Source organism: Frankia sp. ACN1ag, from assembly GCF_001414035.1.
Classification (GTDB): Bacteria; Actinomycetota; Actinomycetes; order Frankiales; family Frankiaceae; genus Frankia; species Frankia torreyi.
In genome coordinates this window covers 235,921-255,323 of record NZ_LJPA01000001.1, presented here as the reverse complement: position 1 = coordinate 255,323, position 19,403 = coordinate 235,921, and the positions used below count along the sequence as shown (strand labels likewise).

At 73.9% G+C, this 19,403-nt stretch carries 13 protein-coding genes and 1 pseudogene; 8 read left to right on the top strand and 6 right to left on the bottom strand.

The genetic code is table 11. The features are described 5' to 3' along the window. Positions 1-48 precede the first annotated feature (48 nt). The 3 genes from UK82_RS01065 (at position 49) to UK82_RS01055 (ending at position 5,097) form a co-directional block, all read left to right on the top strand. Positions 49-996 (top strand): ATP-binding cassette domain-containing protein, encoded by a 948-nt coding sequence (locus tag UK82_RS01065; RefSeq protein ID WP_236705327.1) that lies wholly within the window; start codon positions 49-51, stop codon positions 994-996. 1 nt (position 997) lies between these two features. After that, positions 998-1,711 (top strand): ABC transporter permease, encoded by a 714-nt coding sequence (locus tag UK82_RS01060; RefSeq protein WP_044885424.1) that lies wholly within the window; start codon positions 998-1,000, stop codon positions 1,709-1,711. A 179-nt stretch (positions 1,712-1,890) separates the two neighbouring features. Continuing rightward, positions 1,891-5,097, top strand: a complete 3,207-nt coding sequence (locus UK82_RS01055; RefSeq protein ID WP_044885423.1) for an AAA family ATPase — start codon at positions 1,891-1,893, stop codon at positions 5,095-5,097. A gap of 97 nt (positions 5,098-5,194) precedes the next feature. Here the strand turns inward: UK82_RS01055 and UK82_RS01050 are convergent, their stop codons facing one another. Next, positions 5,195-5,518 (bottom strand): hypothetical protein, encoded by a 324-nt coding sequence (locus tag UK82_RS01050; protein ID WP_082121896.1) that lies wholly within the window; start codon positions 5,516-5,518, stop codon positions 5,195-5,197. Positions 5,519-5,719: 201 nt separating this feature from the next. On the opposite strand from UK82_RS01050, the gene UK82_RS01045 reads away from it, so the two are divergent. Further along, positions 5,720-6,166 (top strand): hypothetical protein, encoded by a 447-nt coding sequence (locus tag UK82_RS01045; protein ID WP_044885422.1) that lies wholly within the window; start codon positions 5,720-5,722, stop codon positions 6,164-6,166. Positions 6,167-6,175: 9 nt separating this feature from the next. Here the strand turns inward: UK82_RS01045 and UK82_RS01040 are convergent, their stop codons facing one another. Both UK82_RS01040 and pgi read right to left on the bottom strand, forming a co-directional pair. Beyond that, positions 6,176-6,517: an STAS domain-containing protein gene (locus UK82_RS01040; RefSeq protein ID WP_044885421.1), complete on the bottom strand. Its 342-nt coding sequence runs from the start codon at positions 6,515-6,517 to the stop codon at positions 6,176-6,178. Positions 6,518-6,622: 105 nt separating this feature from the next. Next, positions 6,623-8,284, bottom strand: coding sequence for a glucose-6-phosphate isomerase (gene pgi, locus UK82_RS01035; protein WP_055406028.1), 1,662 nt, complete (start codon positions 8,282-8,284; stop codon positions 6,623-6,625). Positions 8,285-8,638: 354 nt separating this feature from the next. On the opposite strand from pgi, the gene UK82_RS01030 reads away from it, so the two are divergent. The 3 genes from UK82_RS01030 to UK82_RS33930 all read left to right on the top strand — a co-directional run bounded on the left by UK82_RS01030 (position 8,639) and on the right by UK82_RS33930 (position 13,946). Continuing rightward, a complete protein-coding gene (locus tag UK82_RS01030; RefSeq protein ID WP_055406027.1) occupies positions 8,639-11,347 on the top strand; it encodes a serine/threonine-protein kinase in 2,709 nt (902 codons plus the stop codon). Positions 11,348-11,750: 403 nt separating this feature from the next. After that, the gene (locus UK82_RS01025) at positions 11,751-13,331 is read left to right on the top strand and encodes an FAD-binding oxidoreductase (protein ID WP_055406026.1); all 1,581 of its coding nucleotides are present in this window, start codon (positions 11,751-11,753) and stop codon (positions 13,329-13,331) included. Positions 13,332-13,787: 456 nt separating this feature from the next. Next, positions 13,788-13,946: a hypothetical protein gene (locus UK82_RS33930; RefSeq protein WP_173402669.1), complete on the top strand. Its 159-nt coding sequence runs from the start codon at positions 13,788-13,790 to the stop codon at positions 13,944-13,946. 63 nt (positions 13,947-14,009) lie between these two features. Here UK82_RS33930 and UK82_RS01020 read toward each other — a convergent pair. The 3 genes and pseudogenes from UK82_RS01020 to UK82_RS41925 form a co-directional block, all read right to left on the bottom strand. Beyond that, positions 14,010-14,793, bottom strand: a pseudogene (locus UK82_RS01020) (NlpC/P60 family protein); the annotation flags it as partial. Positions 14,794-15,011: 218 nt separating this feature from the next. Then, complete coding sequence (locus UK82_RS01015; RefSeq protein WP_044885416.1) at positions 15,012-15,662, bottom strand: hypothetical protein; 651 nt, start codon at positions 15,660-15,662, stop codon at positions 15,012-15,014. A gap of 110 nt (positions 15,663-15,772) precedes the next feature. Further along, entirely contained in the window at positions 15,773-16,045 is a 273-nt protein-coding gene (locus tag UK82_RS41925; RefSeq protein WP_052681098.1) for a helix-turn-helix domain-containing protein, read from the bottom strand. A 1,495-nt stretch (positions 16,046-17,540) separates the two neighbouring features. On the opposite strand from UK82_RS41925, the gene UK82_RS01000 reads away from it, so the two are divergent. Further along, positions 17,541-19,376 carry a hypothetical protein gene (locus UK82_RS01000; protein WP_236705325.1) on the top strand — a complete coding sequence of 612 codons (1,836 nt, stop codon included), beginning with the start codon at positions 17,541-17,543 and terminating at the stop codon, positions 19,374-19,376. Positions 19,377-19,403: the final 27 nt, after the last annotated feature.

Below are 19,403 nucleotides of genomic sequence, written 5' to 3'. Positions count from 1 at the left end.
GTCGTCCAGGTAGACCGCCTGACCAAGCGATACGGGTCGCATCACGCCGTGCGGACCATCAGCTTCGCGGTTCGCGAGGGCGACGTCACCGGGTTCCTCGGCCCGAACGGCTCCGGGAAGACGACGACGCTGCGCGCCCTGCTGGGCCTGGTGGCCCCGACCTCCGGAGCGGCCCTGGTGTTCGGTCACGCCTACCGTGACCTCGATCATCCCGCCCGCAGGGTCGGCGCGGTGCTGGACAGCGCGTCCCATCCCGGCCGCAGCGCCCGTGACCACCTGCGCGCCCTGGCGCTGCCGCTGCGCGTCGGCCGGCGCCGGGTGGACGAGGTCCTGTCGACGGTCGGGCTGGACGCCGCCGCGGACCGCCCGACCGGCGGGTTCTCCCTCGGCATGCGGGGCCGCCTGGCGCTCGCCGCGGCCCTGCTCGGCGATCCCGCGCTGCTCATCCTCGACGAGCCGACCGGCGGCCTGGACCCGCAGGGCATCCGGTGGCTACGGGGTTTCCTGCGGTCGTGGGCGGCCGAGGGACGCACCGCGCTGCTGTCCAGCCACGTCCTCGCCGAGGTCGGCCAGACCGTCGACCACATCGTGATCATCAGTCGGGGTCGCGTCGTGCTCGACGCGCCCGCGGACCGGCTGGGAGGCGGCCACGTCGAGGTGCGCACGGCCGACGCGGCGCGGCTGGCCGGCCTGCTCGCGGAGCAGGGTCTGGTCCCCACCATCGTCGGACGCGACGGGCTGCGGCTGCCGGCCGGAACGGCCGAGCGGGTCGGCCGGGTCGCCGCCCGGCACGGGATCGCGCTCGTCGAACTGCACACCCACGGCCAGGACCTGGAGGAGATCTACTTCGCACTGACCAACCCCGGCGCCGCCGGCCCAGACGGCCCAGACGGTCTGGACGGCCCAGACGGCCCAGCCGGGCCGGACGGCCCAGACGGGCGACCCGGTCCGGGCGGCCCAGCCGGCCGGGCGGGGCCACCGCAGGGTGCCCGCTGAGATGCCCGGACGACAGGCCGGAACAGGCCTGCTGGTGCGTACCGAGCTGTTCAAGATCGCCAGCAGTCGCTGGCAGCCGGTCGCCCTGACGGCGGTCCTGATCCTGCACGTGCCACCGATGCTGTGGGCCGGCCAGGACGCGGCGGCGAGCTGGAACGGGCTGCGGTCGCGCTCGGGGTTGTTCACCGGCTACGCCATGATGGCGTTCGGTGTCCTCGTTGTCGCGCAGGAGTACCGTCACCGAACGGCGGCTCTGGCGTTCCTCGCCGTTCCGGGGCGCCGTCGGATCACGATCGCCCAGTACCTCGCCGTCGCCGCCGTCGGCCTGGTGCTGAGTGCGGCGCTGTTCGCCGGGTGGCTCGCCGTCGGGGCCGTCCGCTACGGCAGACCCGGAATGCACCTCGACCGCCCGGCCGACGTCGCCGCGGCCTACGGGATCGTCGCCGTCACCGTGTGCGCGGCGGGCGCCGTTGGCGTGGGAGCCGGCACCCTGCTGCGCGGATCGACGGGCGCGCTGCTCGCCCTGGGCTGCTGCGGCGCGTTCGAGCCGCTGCTGGACGCGACCCGCTTCCGCGGACCGGTCACCGCACCGTTGGGCGTGCTGGCCTGGCCGACGTCCGAACTTGACACCGCCTCTCTGGCGAGTGCCGTCGGCTGGGGGATTCTTGCCCTGGTCGCCGGGCTGTTCGCGGTGGGACGGGACCTGTCCTCGTGATCGAGGCATCTCGCCCGGCAGCCGGCGGCCCACGCGGTCCGGACCGATCACCCCGCCCCGCGGGCCCACCGTACGGACGGGGCAGAAATGTGGCACCAGTGTGGGACGGATCACCTCCGACGCGTCGGGTAGGCGCATCCCCCACCGCGCCGGCCCGAGATCGGCCTACCATCCGGCACATGGTGCCGTGCCCGACATGCGCGGAGGACAACCCCGAGCGGGCGCGCTTCTGCTCCGGGTGTGGGAACCCCCTGCCCACCGCGGGAAGCGGGGCGCGCAAGACTGTAACGATCATGTTCGTGGACATCGCCCGGTCGACGGACATCGGCGAGAAGATCGACTCCGAACCGCTGCAACAGGTGATGTGGCGGTTCTTCACCACGGTGCGCGAGGTGATCTACAACCACGGCGGCTCGGTCGAGAAGTTCATCGGCGACGCCGTCTTCGCCGTCTTCGGCATCCCGGTGCTGCACGAGGACGACGCGCTGCGCGCCGTGCGCTCGGCACTGGACATCCGGGCCGCCATGGAGGCGCTCAACGCCGACCTGCAGGAGAAGTGGGGCCTGCGGCTGCGGGTGCGGATCGGGATCAACACCGGTGAGGTCACCGTCGCCGGCGGCGGCGTCACCGGGGACGCGGTCAACGTCGCCGCCCGGCTGGAGAGCGCCGCACCGCCGGACGAGATCCTCATCGGTGACACCACCCACCGGTTCATCCGCCACAGCGTCACGGTGACCCCGGTCGGCCCGCTGGTCGTGCAGGGCAAACGTGACCCACTGCGGGTGCACCGGCTCACCGGCCTGGTCGACCCGACGGCGGGCCCGGGCAGCCGGGCGCAGATCCACGGCTTCACCGCGCCGGTGATCGGCCGCAACCGGGAGCGCCGCCGCCTGCAGGACGCGTTCGAGGCGGTCGTCGAGGAGCGCGCCTGCCACCTGTTCACCGTGCTCGGCTCGGCGGGCATCGGCAAGTCTCGGATGGTCGGCGAGTTCTGCACGTCCATGGCCACCAGGGCCACGGTGCTCACCGGCCGTTGCCTGTCCTACGGCGAGGGCATCGCCTACTGGCCCCTGATGGAGATGGTGCGCCAGGCCACCGGGCTGACCGCCGACGAGGCCGCCCCGGACGGCCGGCGCCGGCTGCGCGAGCTGCTCGACGGCGTCGGGCAGGCCGCCGAGATCGTCGAGGCGCTCGCCCCGCTGGTGGGGCTCGGCGGCGCCGAACTCGGCCCGCAGGAGAGCTTCTGGGCGGTCCGCTCGTTCTTCCAGGCCCTGGCGGCGCGCCGGCCACTGATCCTGTGGTTCGACGACGTCCACTGGGCCGAGCCGACGCTGCTCGACCTGATCGAGAACATCGCCGACTGGTCGCGCGACGCACCGATCATGCTGCTCTGCCTGGCCCGCCAGGAGTTGCTGGAGGACCGACGGGACTGGGGCGGCGGCAAGTTCAACGCCACCTCGATGCTGCTCGCCCCGCTGACGGAGGCCCGCTGCCAGCGCCTGATCCGTAGCCTCATGGGCTCCGACGACCTCGATCCGGCGCTGGTCACCCGGATCACCACCTCGGCCGCCGGCAACCCGTTGTTCGTCGAGCAGATGGTCGCCGCCCTCGTCGACGACGGGCTGCTACGCCGGGAGGGCAGCCGCTGGATCGCCACCGGCAGCCTGCGCAACGTGACGGTACCGCCGACGATCTCCTCGCTGCTCGCCGCCCGGCTCGACCGCCTCGACCCGCCCGAGCGCCGCGTGCTGGAACGCGCCGCCGTCGTCGGGGAGCGCTTCTACCTCGACGCCGTCATCGACCTGTCCGATCCGGCCGAGCGGGCAATGGTCGCCGTGCACTGCCTGAACCTGGTCCGCAAGGAGCTGGTCCACCCCGACCGCTCGGACCTGCCCGGCGTCGAGGCCTTCCGGTTCCTGCACGTCCTGCTGCGCGACTGCGCGTACGAGTCCACCGCCAAGCGCCGCCGGGCCGATCTGCACCAGCAGTTCGCCCACTGGCTGCAGGCCCGACTTGTCGGCGGCCCGGGCGAACACGACGAACTCGTCGGCTACCACCTGGAGCAGGCGTTCCGCTACCGGGTGGAGATCGGCCAGCGCGACGCGGAGACCGTCGAGCTGGGCAGGTCCGCGGCGACCTGCCTCATCGAGGCCGCCGACCGGGTGCGTCAGGGCGACGAGACGGGCGCCGCCCAGCTCCTCAAGCGTGCCATCACCCTGCTGCCCGAGACCGACCCGCTGCGGCTGCGCGCCGAGATCGACCTCGGCTGGGCGCTGCACTCGTTCGGCCGGTTCTCCGACGCCGAACGCATCCTTCGCCAGGTCACCGAGCGGGCCCGGCGCGCCGGTGAGGATGGGCTGCGGGCGCACGCCCGGCTCGCCCATCTGCGGGTGCTGTTCTCCACCGACCCGGAGGGCCTGGTCGCGACCACCCTGACCGAGGCCGCAGCGTCGCTGGCCAACTTCGTCCGCTCCGGCGACGACGTCGGCGCGGCACTGGCCTGCCGCAGCCAGGCCAACGCCTACCTGGCCGCCGGCCAGTTCGCCGCGTCCGAGCGGGCGATGGAGAACGCCGTGCGCCACGCCGAGGAGTCCGGTGTGCCGCGGGCGGCGCAGTCATTGCGCCGCGAACTCACGCTGCTGATGAGCTGGGGGCCGCGGCCGGTCGCGAGCAGCCTGGCGCGCGCCGGCGAGGCCCTCGACGCGGCCGGGGACGACCGGGCCCTGCGCCGCGCCCTGCTCGCCCAGCTCGCCGTCCTTACCGCGATGTCGGGCGACCTGGAGGGCGCGCGCATCCACCTCAAGGCCGCCGAGGAGATCGTCCACGACCTGCGGGCCCCGCGGGCCGATCCGTTCCACGGCGGGTTCATCGTCGCCCGGGTGGCCCTGCTCGCCGACGAGCTGATCGTCGCCGAGCGGGAGCTGCGCCGCAGTTGCCGGGCCCTGTCCCGGATGGGGGAGCGGGCGCTGCTGGCCAACCGCGCCGCGGCGCTGGCGGACGTGCTGGTGCGCCTCGGCAAGGTCGACGACGCCGGCAAGTACGTGACCCGCTGCCGGGACGCCGCCGCGGCCGACCAGCTACCCGCCCAGGCCGGCTGGTGCGGGGTGCACGCCAGGCTGCTGTCTCTGCGCGGCCGGGACGCGGAGGCGCTGCGCTTCGCCGACACCGCCGTCGACCTCGCCGGGCGCACCGACGACGTCGACGGGCAGGGCCACGCGTTGCTGTCGCGGGCGGAGGTGCTCTACCGGGCCGGGCGCAAGGACGACGCCGCGGAGAGCATGGAGGCCGGCATCACCCGGTACCTGCAACGCGGCAACATCGCGGCGGCGAATCTCGGGCGACGGCTGTTCGAGACCCTCGACCGGCCATCGTCGCTGTCCGGCTGAGCTCGCCACCGGGCCTGGGTCGCCACCGGGCCTGGGTCGCCACCGGGCCTAGGTCGCCACCGGGCCTAGGTCGCCACCGGGCCTGGAACCCGGGCCGTCAGCGCAGCAGGCCGCGCAGCCGGGCCTGCTCCTGCAGCCAGTGCAGCTCCTGGGCCCACAGCCGCAGCCGCTCGACCGCGGCGAGCTGCCGGGCGAGCGCCTCGGCGACCGCCGGCCGGCTCAGCGCCTCGACCCCGGACGGCGACCACTGCCAGTCGGCCTCCTCCTCGCAGGCCCGGCGGTAGGCGGCGCGCCGCAGGACGATCTCGGCGAGGGCGTAGTCGACCTGCTCGGTAAGCAGATGAAGCCGCGCCAGCAGGTCCGCATCACCGACCCCGGGACGGCCGCTGTAGGCGGGCAACGGTACGGGCCGCACAGACATGTTGTTCGAAGCGTACGAGCGAACCGCCCGCGGGAACAGTACCGGGGGTGGACAGATCGGTGACCTTCCACCCCACCCCGGGGGATACCCGGGTCGGGTGAGATGGCCGCCCGGATGTGAGCAACCGGGGTAGGAGGGAAGGCATACGGTACGGCGCCGGCGGCGTCGATCGGATCCGTAAGTCGGCCTGGGGGTCTTTCGGTGAGTCTCACACCACCCGTCCTGCTGATGGTGCTTGGATTTCCGCTTCTCGTCATGGCTGGAATGCTGATGATGGGTGGGATCGAGAAAAAACTGATCGGTTCACGCAGCATGCTGTCCCGGGTCGCCGAGGAGGCCGCCGCCGCGGTCGGGTCCGCGGCCGCGGGCGGCACCGAGAACCCCGCCGGTGGCGGGTTCCCGCCGTATCCGGCACTTATGGGCCCCTTCCGGACAGACGACGTCCCGACCGCCCCGCTCCGCTTCACGCTACGGACAGTGATGTCGGACGACGGCGTCCGCGCTCCGCGGAACACCACCGCGCCCAGCCTCGCGCCCAGCCTGGCGGCCGCGGTGGCGAGCTCCGCCGCGGTCTCCGCCGCCCACACCCACCCGCTGGACCGCTCCCAGCCGGCTCCCGCCGCCAGCCCCCCACCACTCGCGGGCTGACGGCGGCAGTCAGCGTCGGCGAGCGCCCTCGCCGACGCGGAGGCGACCGTCGAGGCCGGTCTCGTGCACCAGGGCGGCGAACGCCGGGGTCGGCGAGGAGATCCGCAGCTCGCAGTGCACGCGGCGGAGCAGCAGATCGGCCCGGAGCAGGGCGGCGAGCCCCGGGATGTCGATCGAGCGCAGGCCCGCGACGTCCACGGTCACCGTCCCCCCGCCCCGGCCCAGCAGCTCGCCGATCTGCTCCCGGAACCGCAGCCGGCCGGCGGTGTCGAGCTCACCGGCGAGCTCGATGACCACATCCTCGCCCGACCGCCGCACGGACATGGTCAGGGCTCCGGCGTCGACCCGCATGCTGCCCCCGCCCCCCGAAGTCCTCGTCACCGTGCGGGGCCGCCCCCCCGAACTGTTTACGGAGAGTAACATGACGAGGTCGGCCCGATGCCCGTCCGGCGGCCCTCAGGCGCCGCGCAGGCGCCTGATCAACGCGTTCGTCGAGCTGTCGTGGCGCGGCTGCGAGTCCGGGGCCGTCAGCTCCGGCACGATCCGCCCGGCGAGCACCTTGCCGAGTTCGACGCCCCACTGGTCGAAGCTGTTGATGCCCCAGACGGTCCCCTGGGTGAACACCTTGTGCTCGTACAGCGCGATGAGCTGCCCGAGCACGAACGGGGTCAGCTTCGGGGCGAGCAGGGTGTTGGTCGGCCGGTTACCCGGGAACGTCCGGTGTGGGACGAGTTCCGGCGCGACCCCCTCCGCCGCCACCTCCTCGGCGTTCTTGCCGAAGGCGAGAGCCTCGGTCTGTGCGAGGAAGTTGGCCAGCAGCAGCGCGTGCTGATCCGGCCCGTCCGCCGGTCCCACGCCAGGATGGTTCGGCTGGGCGAAGCCGAGGAAATCGGCCGGGACGATCGTCGTCCCCTGGTGCAGGAGCTGGTAGTAGGCGTGCTGGCCGTTCGTCCCGGGCGTTCCCCAGACAATCGGGCCGGTCTGTGCCCCCACCGGCCGGCCGGCGAGATCGACGCTCTTGCCGTTGCTCTCCATGTCGAGCTGCTGGAGATAGGCGGGAAAACGGTTGAGGTACTGGCTGTAGGGCAGCACGGCGTGCGCGGTGAATCCGTGGAAGTCGCGGTACCACACGCCGATCAGCCCGAGCAGCACGGGCAGGTTCCGCTCGAACGGCGCGGTCCGGAAGTGCGTGTCCATCGCGGCGAACCCGGCCAGGAACTCACGGAAGGCCGCCGACCCGATCGCGATCATCACGGACAGGCCGATCGCCGAGCCGACCGAGTAACGGCCGCCCACCCAGTCCCAGAACTCGAACATGTTCTCGGTGTCGATGCCGAACGCCGCAACCTTCTCCGCATTCGTCGAGACCGCGACGAAATGCCGGGAAACCGCGTCCTCACCGAGGGCCGCCGTCAGCCAGGAACGGGCGGCCCGCGCGTTGGCGAGCGTCTCCAGGGTGGTGAACGTCTTCGACGCGACGATGAACAGGGTCCGCGCCGGGTCGAGGTCGACCGTCGCCTCCCAGACGTCGGTCGGGTCGACGTTGGAGACGAACCGGACCGCGATCCCGCGGTCGGAGTAGTCGCGCAGCGCGTCGTACGCCATGGCCGGACCCAGATCGGAGCCGCCGATGCCGATGTTGACGACGGTGGTGATCCGCTCGCCGGTCGCCCCGCGCCACTCCCCCGAACGCACCTTGTCCGCGAACGCGGACATCCGGTCGAGCACCCGGTGCACCTCGGGCACCACGTCCACGCCGTCGACCTCGATGCGGGTTCCCGCCGGGGCCCGCAGCGCCACGTGCAACACCGGCCGGTTCTCGGTGACGTTGATCCGCTCGCCGCGGAACATGGCCTCGATGCGCTCGGTGAGCCGGGCGCGGCGCGCGAGCGCCACGAGCAGCTCGACGGTGCGTGCCGTCAGCCGGTTCTTGGAGTAGTCGAGGTAGAGGCCGTCCGTTTCGGCGGTGAACGCCTCACCCCGGGCGGGATCGGCGTCGAACAGACCTCGCAGCGACACCTCGGACATCTCACGCAGATGCGCCCTCAGCGCCGTCCATTCCTCCGTCGCGGTGATGTCGGGCGGAGCCGCCAGGGCGGCGGACTCGGTTGTCGACATGACGTGGGACGCCCTTCCTCGCAGGTTCAACACGTTGCCGCCACAACCACCATCGGTGTCCGTGGCACGTCATCCGGACTCCTGCCCGTCATCCCGACACCTGTCGCATCATCCCGACACCTGTCGCATCATCCGGACCGTGGCGGCGCCGACACTCGTCGGCCCCAGCAGCATGCACATGTCGCCGATCCGACGTCACAGGGCGCCCCCGGACGGGCGGCGGAATGGGAAGGTCGTGGTCGTAGGATCGCCAGGAACCCGACGAAGGCGTCATTGCAGGCCAGGATGCCGCGGTCGGGACGGGGACGGCGGTGCGGCGGGCTGCCCGACGGCGTTAACGGACGGATCTGAACCTTGTTGATTGACAGATCACTCGTGGAGGCGGCGCTTCCGGGTTACACCGTCGAGGGCGACCTGGGCCGGGGTGGCTACGGGCTCGTGCTCGCCGGGCAGCACCGACTCATCGGACGCAAGGTCGCCATCAAGATCCTGCTGGACACCTCCGACGACGCCGATCTGCGCGCCCGCTTCCTGGCCGAGGCCCGGGTGCTGGCCGAACTGGACCACCCGCACATCGTGCGCATCCACGACTACGTGGAGCACGAGGGCACCTGCCTGCTGGTGATGGAACTGCTCTCCGGCGGCACCCTCAAGCAGCGGATCAGCACGGGTCCGGTGTCCCCGGAGACGACCTGCTCGATCGGCCTGGCGGCCGCCGCGGCCCTGGCCAACGCGCACACGCAGGGCGTGCTGCACCGCGACGTCAAGCCGGACAACATCATGTTCGCCGGGGACGGCCTGCTCAAGGTCACCGACTTCGGCATCGCCAAGATCTTCGACGGGGCGGAGACGACCGCCAGCGCGATCCTCGGCACCCCGCGGTACATGGCCCCCGAACAGATCATGGGCGTGCGACTGTTCCCGTCGACCGACCTCTACGCCCTCGCCGGGGTGCTCTACGAGATGATCGCCGGCCGGCCCCTGTTCGGCCGCCAGATGGCGGTGCAGCCGCTCACCCACCACCACCTGACGGTCATGCCGGAGCCGCTCACCACGGTTCCGCCGCCGATCTCCACCGTGATCATGCGGGCGCTGGCGAAGGACCCGAACGCCCGGTTCGCGGACGCGACCGACTTCGCCCTCGAACTCGCCCGGGCCGGCAGCCGGGCCTTCGGGCCGAACTGGCTGTCCCGGTCGGAGATCAAGGTCCGGGTGGACGACGAGATCCGCGAGGCGGCGCTCGGCGTCTCGACCACCCCGCGGCCGCCGCTCTCGGGCGCGCCGGGCTACCCGGCCGGACCCGCCCACGGATCCGGCCCGGCCCGCCCCGGCTACCCGGCGGGTCCGGGCGCGTTCGGCAACCCCGCCGGCGCCGGTGGCCCGGGCCGGGCCAGCGGTCCCGGCGGACCAGGCGGTCCCGGCGGACCAGGCGGACCAGGCGGACCGGGCGGACCGGGCGGACCGGGCGGACCCGGAGCCCGGAGTGGGCCTGGGCCTGGCGGTCCTGGGCCTGGGCCTGGGCCCGCCGGATCTGGGGCTGGGCCTTCCGGACCTGGGGCTGGTGGACCGGGGGCTGGTGGCTACCCGCCGCCCGGCGGCTACCAGAGGCTTCCCGGCACGCCGGCCGGCCTCGGCGGCCAGCCGGGTTCCGGCGGCGGCCCCGGAGGGCTCGGTGGCCCCGGCGGCCCCGGGTTCACCGGCGCCCCCACGGTGCGGGGCAACCAGGGGCCCGGACCGGGCGGGTGGGGCGGATACCCGCCGGGAAACACGCCTGCGCCGTACACGCCGCCGCCACGCCCCCTGGGCGGTGGTTACGGCGGCGCGCCCGGGGCCGGCGGACCGGGCGGCGCGCAGTTCGGCCCGCGTCCGGGCGGCGTGCCGCTCGACCCGACCAGGCAGGCCGGGCACCACCAGACCGCGGGCACGCGCATCCGCGCCTCCTGGATCATCGGCGGCATCGTCTTCGCCTTCGTCGTGGCGGCCACCGTCGGCATCGTCCTGGCCGTGGCGACCTCCGGCGGCGGAGGCGACGACCGCGCCGCCTCGGCCGCCCCTCGGGTCGCCACCGCGTACCGCGGGCAGGCGCTGACCGTGCAGGGGCTGAGCCCGTACAGCCTCGCCCTCGACCCCGACGGGTCGCTGCTCGTGTCCAGCCTGGCGACCGACCGAATCCAGAAGATCACCTCGGTTGGTGCCGAGAACGACTTCGCGGGCACCGGCGCGGGCGGGAGCGCCGGCGACGGCGGCCCGGCCACCGCGGCCCAGCTTGACGGCCCGGGTTCCACCACCCGAGACAAGGCCGGAAACATCTACATCGGGGACGCGAAGAACAACCGCATCCGCAAGGTCACGCCCGCGGGGGTGATCTCCACGGTCGCCGGCACCGGCACCGCGGGTTACAGCGGCGACGGCGGCCCGGCCACCGCGGCCCAGCTCAACAGCGCCGAGAAGGTGACCACCGGACCCGACGGCAGCGTGTACTTCTCCGACTACGAGAACCACCGCATCCGGAAGATCGACCCGGCGGGGATCATCACGACGTACGTGGGCACCGGCGTCGCCGGCTACACCGGTGCCGGCGGCGCGGCGACCCAGGCGAAGATCAACGGCCCGAACGACATCACGATGACCGACGACGGCACGCTCTACTTCGCCGATCTCGGCAGCGACACCATCCAGAAGGTCACCCCGGACGGCATCATCAGCACGATCGCCGGCACCGGGGAGGCCGGCTACGCCGGCGACGGCGGCCCGGCCCGGTCGGCCAAGCTGAACGTGCCATCCCTGTCGATCGGACCGGACGGGAAGACCTTCTATATCGCCGACTACCGCAACAACCGGGTTCGGAAGATCGACCCGAACGGCATCATCACCACCATCGCGGGCACCGGCACCGAGGGCTCCGGCGGCGACGGCGGTCCGGCGACGGCGGCCCAGTTCAAGAACCCGAGTTCGGTGGTGGTCGACGGCAGCGGCGCCGTGTACGTCGCGGACAACGGCAACGACCGGGTCCGGCGCATCGACCCGGCCGGCACGATCGCGATGATCGCCCAGCCGGGCTGAGCCGACCGTCCGGGTCCGAGTTTCCGGTCGTGGGCGCCCGGCTCGGTGTCCTCGCGTGGGCCTCGACCGGCCACCGGCAGCCCACTCGTGCCGCCAAGGCGCCGTCGCCGCCTGAATTGGCATACCTTCGCCGTGAGACCTGCCTGCCGGTCAGGCCTGCCTGCCGGTCAGTCTCGCCCTCCGGTCAGACCACAGGCCCGGTCAGACCTGCAGGCCCGGTCAGTCCCGCAGGCCCGGTCAGTCACGGTCAGTACCGCAGGCCCGATCGGTGCCGCCCGCCGGACGCTGCCGCTCCCGGTCGGTTCCACGGGCCGGAGGTCGATGCTGCCCCGGCCGGTCGGAGCGCCCGTGGCACACAGTGGCGAGCGGGTGGTGGGTTGCGGACGGCTCTCTGGGAGGACGCGTGGGCGGACCCGACCGCCGGTCGGTGTTACGGGCCGCGGGCGGTGGGCTGGCGCTCGCCGGCGCCGGGCTGGGCAGCACGCTGCTCGCCGGGTGCCGCGGGGATACCCGTCCCGCACCCTCCGCCGTCGACTGGCAGGCCCTCGACGCGCGCCTGACCGGCCCGCTGCTGCGCCCGGCGGACCCGCGATACGCCGCGGCCAGCACGCTGTTCGACCCGGCCTTCGACGCGATCCGACCGCAGGCGGTCGCCCGGGCCACGTCCACCGCCGACGTCCAGGCCTGCGTCGAGTTCGCCCGCCGGACGGGGCTGCCACTGGCCGCCCGCGCCGGCGGGCACAGCTACGGCGGCTATTCGACGACGACCGGCCTGGTCGTGGACGTCACCCCGATGGCCGAGGTGGCCGCGGCGCCCGGCCAGGTCGCGCGGATCGGGGCGGGCGCCCTGCTCGTCGACGTGTACTCCGGTCTCGCGCGCGGGGGGCTGGCGCTGCCGGCGGGTTCATGCCCGACCGTGGGCATCGCCGGACTCGCCATGGGCGGTGGGATCGGCGTGCTCGGCCGGCGCTACGGCCTGACCTGCGACCGGATGGTCTCCGCCGAGGTGGTGCTCGCCTCCGGGGAGGTGGTGCACACCGACGCGGACCACGAGCCGGATCTGTTCTGGGCGCTGCGCGGCGCGGGCGGCGGCAACGTCGGCATCGTCACCTCGTTCACCTTCGCCCCCCACCGGGCGACGCCGTTGGTGCTGTTCACCTATCGCTGGGCCTGGGATGGCGCCGCCGACGTGGTGGCCGCGTGGCAGGACTGGATCTCCGCTCCCGGCGGCGCACCGGAGAGCCTGTGGTCGACATGCGTCGCCTTTTCGGCGCCCTCGGCCGGTGTCGGCGGCACCCCGACGCTGCGGGTGAGCGGGGTGCTGTCGGGCGGTGCCGGTGACGACGCGATGGCCGGCCTGCGCGCGCGGCTCGCCGACCTGGTCGATGCGGCCGGCCACCGGCCCACCGGGACCTACGTCACCACCCGGGGTCACCTGGAGGCGATGCTCATCGAGGGCGGCTGCGCGGGCCGCGCGGTCGAGACCTGCCATCTGCGCGGCCGGACGCCGGGCGGCACACTGCCACGGGTCGCCCAGCGGGCCGCGTCGGCGTTCCTGCACAGGCCGATGCCGTCGCGCGGCGTCGAGGTGCTACTGGGCGCGGTCGAGGAGCGCCAGCGGACCGCCGGGGCGGGCTCGGGCGGGGTGATCCTGGATTCCTGGGGCGGAGCGATCAACCGGGTCGCCCCGGGCGACACGGCGTTCGTCCACCGCGGCGCGATCGCCAGCGCCCAGTACGTCGCCGGCTACGCCCCGAACGCCACGCCGGCCGCGCAGGAGGCCAACCGCCGCTGGCTGCGTTCCACCGTCGAGGCGACGGCGCCGTTCGTCTCCCAGTCCGCCTACCAGAACTACATCGACCCCGAGCTCGCCGGCTGGGCGCAGGCGTACTACGGGACGAACCTGGATCGGCTGCGGCAGGTGAAGCGGGCCTACGACCCCGACGACCTGTTCCGCTTCGCCCAGGGCATCACGCCGGCCTGATCGCGGCGGCCGGGTGATCCGGCCGGTCCACGCCCGGCTTCACCCCGCCAGGCGGGAGGCGACGCCTCAAGCCGCCGGCCCGCAGCGATGATCAGTCACCTCTGGTAGCCACCCCGTGCCAGGAGTCGACGTCAGCCGGCCCGGGGTGGCTTGAACTATTAGAGCCTGTCGCTTCCACGTCGCCAAGTGGCTACCAATGGTCAACTCGCTGTCCGTTCGGTGTCCCGGCGAGGGGTACGCCGTGTCCGCGACGGTGTCCGCCGGCGCGTCCGAGGACGGGCGGGGCTGCGGGTCACCCAGGCCGGGTGGAGAGGCGGCCGTCCGTGGGGGTGCCACCCGCCCCTCGGCGATTCCCCTTGCGACGACTACTCAAGGTGAGTACACACATGCTGTCGGTGACTTATCGACGTTGGTGTCCGTCCGGCCTTATCGGCTGGCTGTGCTGCGAGGTCCTGCATGAAGAGACTGATCTGGCCGTGGGGTATCGGGTTGTTCATCCTGTTCTTCGCGGTGACCGCCCCGAGTGACGCCGCTGACGTGGTGCACAACACCGTGGGCGTGCTGGGCGGGGTGGCCAACGGACTGTCGGACTTCGTGTCCGAGGCGACCGCTTGAACCGTCGCCGATCCGGCCGGCCGCCCGCGACACCAGTCGGACCGGCCGGGCGGACCGGCCGGTCTAACGGAGTTCCTTGGCCAACGGCCTGGTCACCGCGACCGTGCCGGTCCAGTCCGAGATGTCGGACTCCACGACACCCCAGCGCGCTCCCTTGGCCGCGATGACCCGGCCGTCACCGATGTACATGCCGACGTGGCCGGGTGCGTCCGCGGTGCCGTCGGTGCCTGGCGTGAACAGCAGGTCCCCGGGTTGCGGGTCGACCCCGGCGACCACCGGGCCGAACCGAAGCTGGTCGGTGGTCACCCGGGGCAGCTCGATGCCGATGTTCCGGTAAGCGGCCTGCACGAGCGAGGAACAGTCCCAGGCGTCCGGCCCGATCGCCCCCCAGACGTAGGGCTTACCGATCTGTGACTCCATGAACGCGACCACGGGGGCGATCGTGCCGGCGGGGATCTCCACGCCGAACTCGAGCGAGTCCCCGTAGACCTGTGTCTGGGCGAGGATCGTGCGCACGTAGTTGCGGGTCTCGGTGTAGGGAGGGATGCCCGCGAAGGCGAGCACCGCCCCGGCGCCGGCGTTGTAGGCGGCCAGCATCTTCTCCTGCCCGTCGCCGGGCACGGAGGCGACCGACGCCGCCACCGCGCAGTCGTAACGGGCTGCGGCCGGGATCGCGTCGGTGGGGTTCCACACGTCGCCCTGGCCGTGGCTGGCCCAGGTCGCGGGCATGAACTGGGCGATCCCCATCGCCCCGACGGGCGAGCGGGCCTGCGGGTTGAACCCGGATTCCTGATGGAGCTGGGCGGCCAGCAGGGCCGGCGTCACCTCTTCGCAGCCGGCACCGTTCNCCGCGTCCGTGATCAGTTGCACGTACTCCGCCGGGATGCCGTCGGCGTTCTCGATCGACTTGTTGCCCCGGCCGTGGTCACCGACGAACGGCCCGGCGAGGGACATGATCAGGATCGAGATCAACAGGATGATCCCACCGATGACGATCGCCGAGCCGGTGCCCAACCACACCAGCCACCCGGTTCGCTTGGGCGGGAAGCGGCGGGCCATCCGACCTCACCGCCCCGGCGCGTCGCCGGCGACGCTCGCGAGATCCGCCCCGGCGACCCGCCACGTCCCGTCGGCCTGACGCAGCAGCGTCAGGGCGGGGGTGGACAACGTCGCTACCGGAGCCTCGTTGCCCGTCGTGCTCTCGCGACGCACGTTGAGCTGGAGCACGACGCGGCCCGTGGCGGTGGTGTCGACGCCGCCCAGGGGTGTGGTCGCCAACACCGACACCTGCGAGCGGGCGCCGTGGGCCCGTAGATCCTCCCAGGCCTGTCCGTCAGCGCCACCATCAGCGGCGCTGGTGGAGCCCGCGCCGAGCGAGGCGGCGAAGTCCTCGGTGAGGCAGTCCCGGGCCCGCCCGACGCCGGCCGATGGTCCCGAATCGGTCCGGGCGTCGAACGACTGCCAGCGGGTGAAGCAGTCGGCCGCGACCGCGGCCGGGTTCGTGCGGTCGACCTCGCCGGTCGCCGGGGCGGTCGCGGTGGCCAGCGGGGGCCCCGGAGCCTGGCTGGCACCCGGCGGCGGGCCGGTGGTCACCGGCGGACTCGGGGTGGGGTCCGCGGCCCGGCCCAACGTCCCACAGCCCGCCAGCACCGCCAGCACCGCCAGCGGGATCAGCAGGGCACGCAGCGGCGCCGACCCGCCCTGGATCACTAGCACGTCCGGGCGCCGCTACGCCGAGCCGCCGTGGCGCCCGATCATCGGCACGCCGCCGCATTCGGGGGCGCCGGCATCGGCGATCCTCGTGGCCGCCCTTGCCACGCCGCCGGTCATTCCCGGCCGTCCAGCCAGTCCCGCACGCGGCCGCGGCGCACCCGCCACTGGTGGCCGACCTTGCGGGCCGGGATCGCCCGTTCGGACAGAAGCTTGAGGACCGTGCTCTCGGACAGGCGGAGCCAGGCGACCAGCTCGTCGACGGTGAGCACGTCGTCGTCGTCGGCGGGCCGGGCCGCCGGTCCACCAGCCGTGGGCGTCGTGCCCGCGCCGCTCGTGGGAGCGCCGACGGCCCCCAGCCTGGTGGCCCCGCCGGTGCCGCCGGACACCGAGGTCCTGGTCCCCGGCGGGGACAGCGGCGGCGCGAGCGGCGCGACCGGAGGCGCCGCAGCGGCGGGCGCGCCGGGCGGCGTGCCCGGGGCGGTCGCGGACGGCATGCCCGCCGGCCCGCCGGAGCTCGCCCGGGGCCGACTCGCCCCGGTGAGCGTGGAGCGCGCAGGAGACGATCCGATCGGCGCGGTCCGGCCGGACAGCGGCGCACCCTGCGGGGCGCCCGAGCGCCCCGGACGGGCGGAGGGCCGGGGCGTCGCCATCGAGAAGCCGTCCTGCGCCACCGACGCTCCTTTCGCTCTGCCGCACGATTCGCGCCGCGTGAACCTGGCCGCCCCCGCCGGCCCCCGGCGCGGATCTTCCACCGGACCCGCCACCGGTTCGCCTCGGTAATGGCGGATCGCACATCTCCGGTTCCGGAAGGTACACCGACCCATCCGTTGTGGGTAGCCTCAACCAGAGCTTGTCATACTCGAATGGCTCGTGTTACATCGATCCGACCGCAGCCAAAGGCAAGTAACCGTAAGTAACCTTAACTGGCACTAGCTAACCTGTAGAGAGCCGGGAGGGCGACGGCGCGTGAGCGATGTGCCACAGGCACCGTACGGTGAGGAAGGCGACGCGCGGCCCGTTTCGCTCATAGGAGCCCGCATCCCCACGTCGGCCTCCCGTTCCAACCGGCTGCCTGACCGAGACGACCAGTACGGGCGCGACGAGTCACCGAGCACCGAGGACGCCGAGTCACCTCCCTACGCGCGCTCCGGGCGCCGGCGGCATCGGCGGCGGAGCGGGTCCGACTCGCCGCAGCCACCCGACGAGGCGTGGCAGAGCGAGGCGTTCCACCTCGATGATGCGACATCGGCGACCGAACCGGGTGCGGACCGTGCAACCGCCGCGGAGGCCACATCCCCGACGGATCCGCCGGGTGCCGGGCGCGGCGTCCAGACGACGCCGGGCGCCGAGCCGGCCGAGGACCTCCGGCAGACGCGCGGCAGCCGGACGCGCCGCGCCGGCCGGCCGGCCGCGATCGCGCCACGCAACCAGGCAGACCCTTCCCGCCGCCCGGCGCCGCCCGGCGGCGCCGACGCCTCGGCCCCGGGATCGTCGCGGGACGCGATGGTCCCGTCCCGAGCGGACGGCTCCGACCATGCCGCCGGCACCGGAGTAGGCACCGGCACAGGCACGACCGCACAGACCGCGGGCTCCGGTCCCGGGGCCGATCACGGCCCCGCAGCCGCCCCCGCCGAAGCAGTCGCCGCAGGTCCCGGGCCTACCGCGATCCCCCCGCACGCCTCCGGGCCGCTGCCCGTCCCTGATCCCCCCGCCGCCGCGACGCCCCCGCGCAGCCGGCCGCCCAGGGCATCGGCTCCACCCCGGGCGGCGGCCACCCGGCCGGTCCCGGCCGGGGGACCCCCGGGGGCCCCCGGTGCGGCTGCCACGGAGCGGGGCGACCGGCCCGTCACCGCCGTTCCGACGCCCGCGACCGGCCCGATCGTGGTGACCGATTCGATCGCTGTGGGCGACTCCATCCCCATGACCGACTCCGTCGCCGTGACCGATTCCATCGCCGTGACCGGCCCGATCGAGGTGACCGGCCCCACCGGAGTGCCCGGTTCCGGCACGGCGGCCCCGCCCGCCCCCGTCACCGGGCCGGCCCCGGCGGAGCGGACCACCGCCGCCACCGGACCCATCGCCCGCTCGGCCCCGCCGACGCCGAGCCGCACGCCCACCCCCAGCCGCACGGCCACCCCCAGCCGCACGCCCACCCCCGGCCGCACGGCCTCACCGACCCCGAGTCACACGGCCTCACCGACCCCGAGCCACGCGCCGACCACGCCCCGCCCGACCTCGCCGCCCACCCCGCCCCGGGCGCGCGCGGCGGCGGGCGGGCCCGCGGCCCCCGCCACGCCGACGGGCCACCGCGGTGCGAAGCCGGACCCGTCCACCTCGCCCGCCCGGACAGCGGCGCTAGCGCCGGCACCCGGCGCGGAGCCGGCGCCGGCGCCGCAGACCGCTCGCCCGTCCCGCCCCTCCCGTAAGGCGACCGTGCCGGTTCCGGACCGGCCGGGCTCTGCGCGCCGGCCGGAATCGGACAGCCAGCTCAGGCCGTGGCAGGAATCGCGCCGGGAAGCGGGCGGTCTGCAGCCATGGGAGGAGATCCCGGTCCGGCTCTCGGTTCGCGACCGGGCCCGCATCCCGCTGCCGGGCTCCTGGCGGGTCACCGTGACGTCGCTGTTCCCGTACTCCGGGACGACGACGCTCGCCGGCGTGATCGGCCTGACCCTGACGGGGGTGCGTGCGCATCCGGTGCTCGCCGTCGACCTGTGGCCCGGGGAGTTTCCGGCCGGGGGCACGGCACCGGCCTCGGGCGGCGACGAGGACGAGCCCCGCGGCGACCCGCTGACCAGTCGGGTCGGCTCCGCCGGCACGACCACGGTCGCGGACGTCGTCCGCTACCAGTCCGCCGACGGGTCAGCCGCGGAGCTGCGCCTGATGATCAGCGGCCACCGTTCCGGGGGCGCCCGGGACCTCGATGTCCTGCCGGTCCGGCCGGACGCCGGCCAGATCACCGCGGACTCGCCGTCCGCCGACGACGGCCCTGAGGGCCAGGACGCGCCCGCGGTCCCGTCCGGCGCCCAGCCGGTCACACCGACCGGGCTGCGCTCGGCGTTGGGCCTGCTCGCGCACTCCTATCCGCTGGTACTGGTCGACGCGCCGACCGGGGCTCCACTCACCGAGGCCGCGGTAGAAGCCGCGGATCTCGTCGTCCTGACGACGCTCGCCACGGCGGCCGATCTCGAAGCGACTCTCATGCGGTTGCGGGCGTTCCGCGAGGCGCCGGGCCGCCGGCCGGCCCGCGACGGGGGGCCGCCGATCGTCGCGGCGATCGTCGCGCCGCGGCGCGGTCGGCCGTCACCCCGTACCCGAGCGGCCGCGGCACGGCTCGGGCGGCAGGTGGACTCCCTCGTGCGTATCCCCTACGACGCCCGACTGGACCCAAGCCGGCATACGCCGGTCCGTATCCCACGGCTGCGCCGACGTACTCGCCGTGCCTACATGCGACTGGCCGCAGCCACCGTGGAAAGCCTGTTCGCATTGGCAAAGGCCGAGGTAGCGGCCCCTCCGGCGGCCAGCGAGCGGCCGACAGGGACCTCACACGACGCCATCGGACCGGTCACCCCACGCAAGGAGGCCGGCGCGACCAGCGGCCCCACGAGCACTACCGGGGATCACCCCACGCCGCCAGGCGTATCATTCGGCGACCTACGGTCACCAACGGCACCCTCAAGGATCGCCGGACCGGATCGTCCGGGCGGACCCCGCCCGTGAGAAAGGAACCCCGATGATCCTGGACGC

Bases quoted from the DNA above. Each gene is read 5' to 3' on its own strand.
- UK82_RS01060 (WP_044885424.1), top strand. From the start codon at position 998: ATGCCCGGACGACAGGCCGGAACAGGCCTGCTGGTGCGTACCGAGCTG.
- UK82_RS01055 (WP_044885423.1), top strand. From the start codon at position 1,891: ATGGTGCCGTGCCCGACATGCGCGGAGGACAACCCCGAGCGGGCGCGC.
- UK82_RS01050 (WP_082121896.1), bottom strand. From the start codon at position 5,518: ATGTCTGTGCGGCCCGTACCGTTGCCCGCCTACAGCGGCCGTCCCGGG.
- UK82_RS01040 (WP_044885421.1), bottom strand. From the start codon at position 6,517: ATGCGGGTCGACGCCGGAGCCCTGACCATGTCCGTGCGGCGGTCGGGC.
- pgi (WP_055406028.1), bottom strand. From the start codon at position 8,284: ATGTCGACAACCGAGTCCGCCGCCCTGGCGGCTCCGCCCGACATCACC.
- UK82_RS33930 (WP_173402669.1), top strand. From the start codon at position 13,788: ATGAAGAGACTGATCTGGCCGTGGGGTATCGGGTTGTTCATCCTGTTC.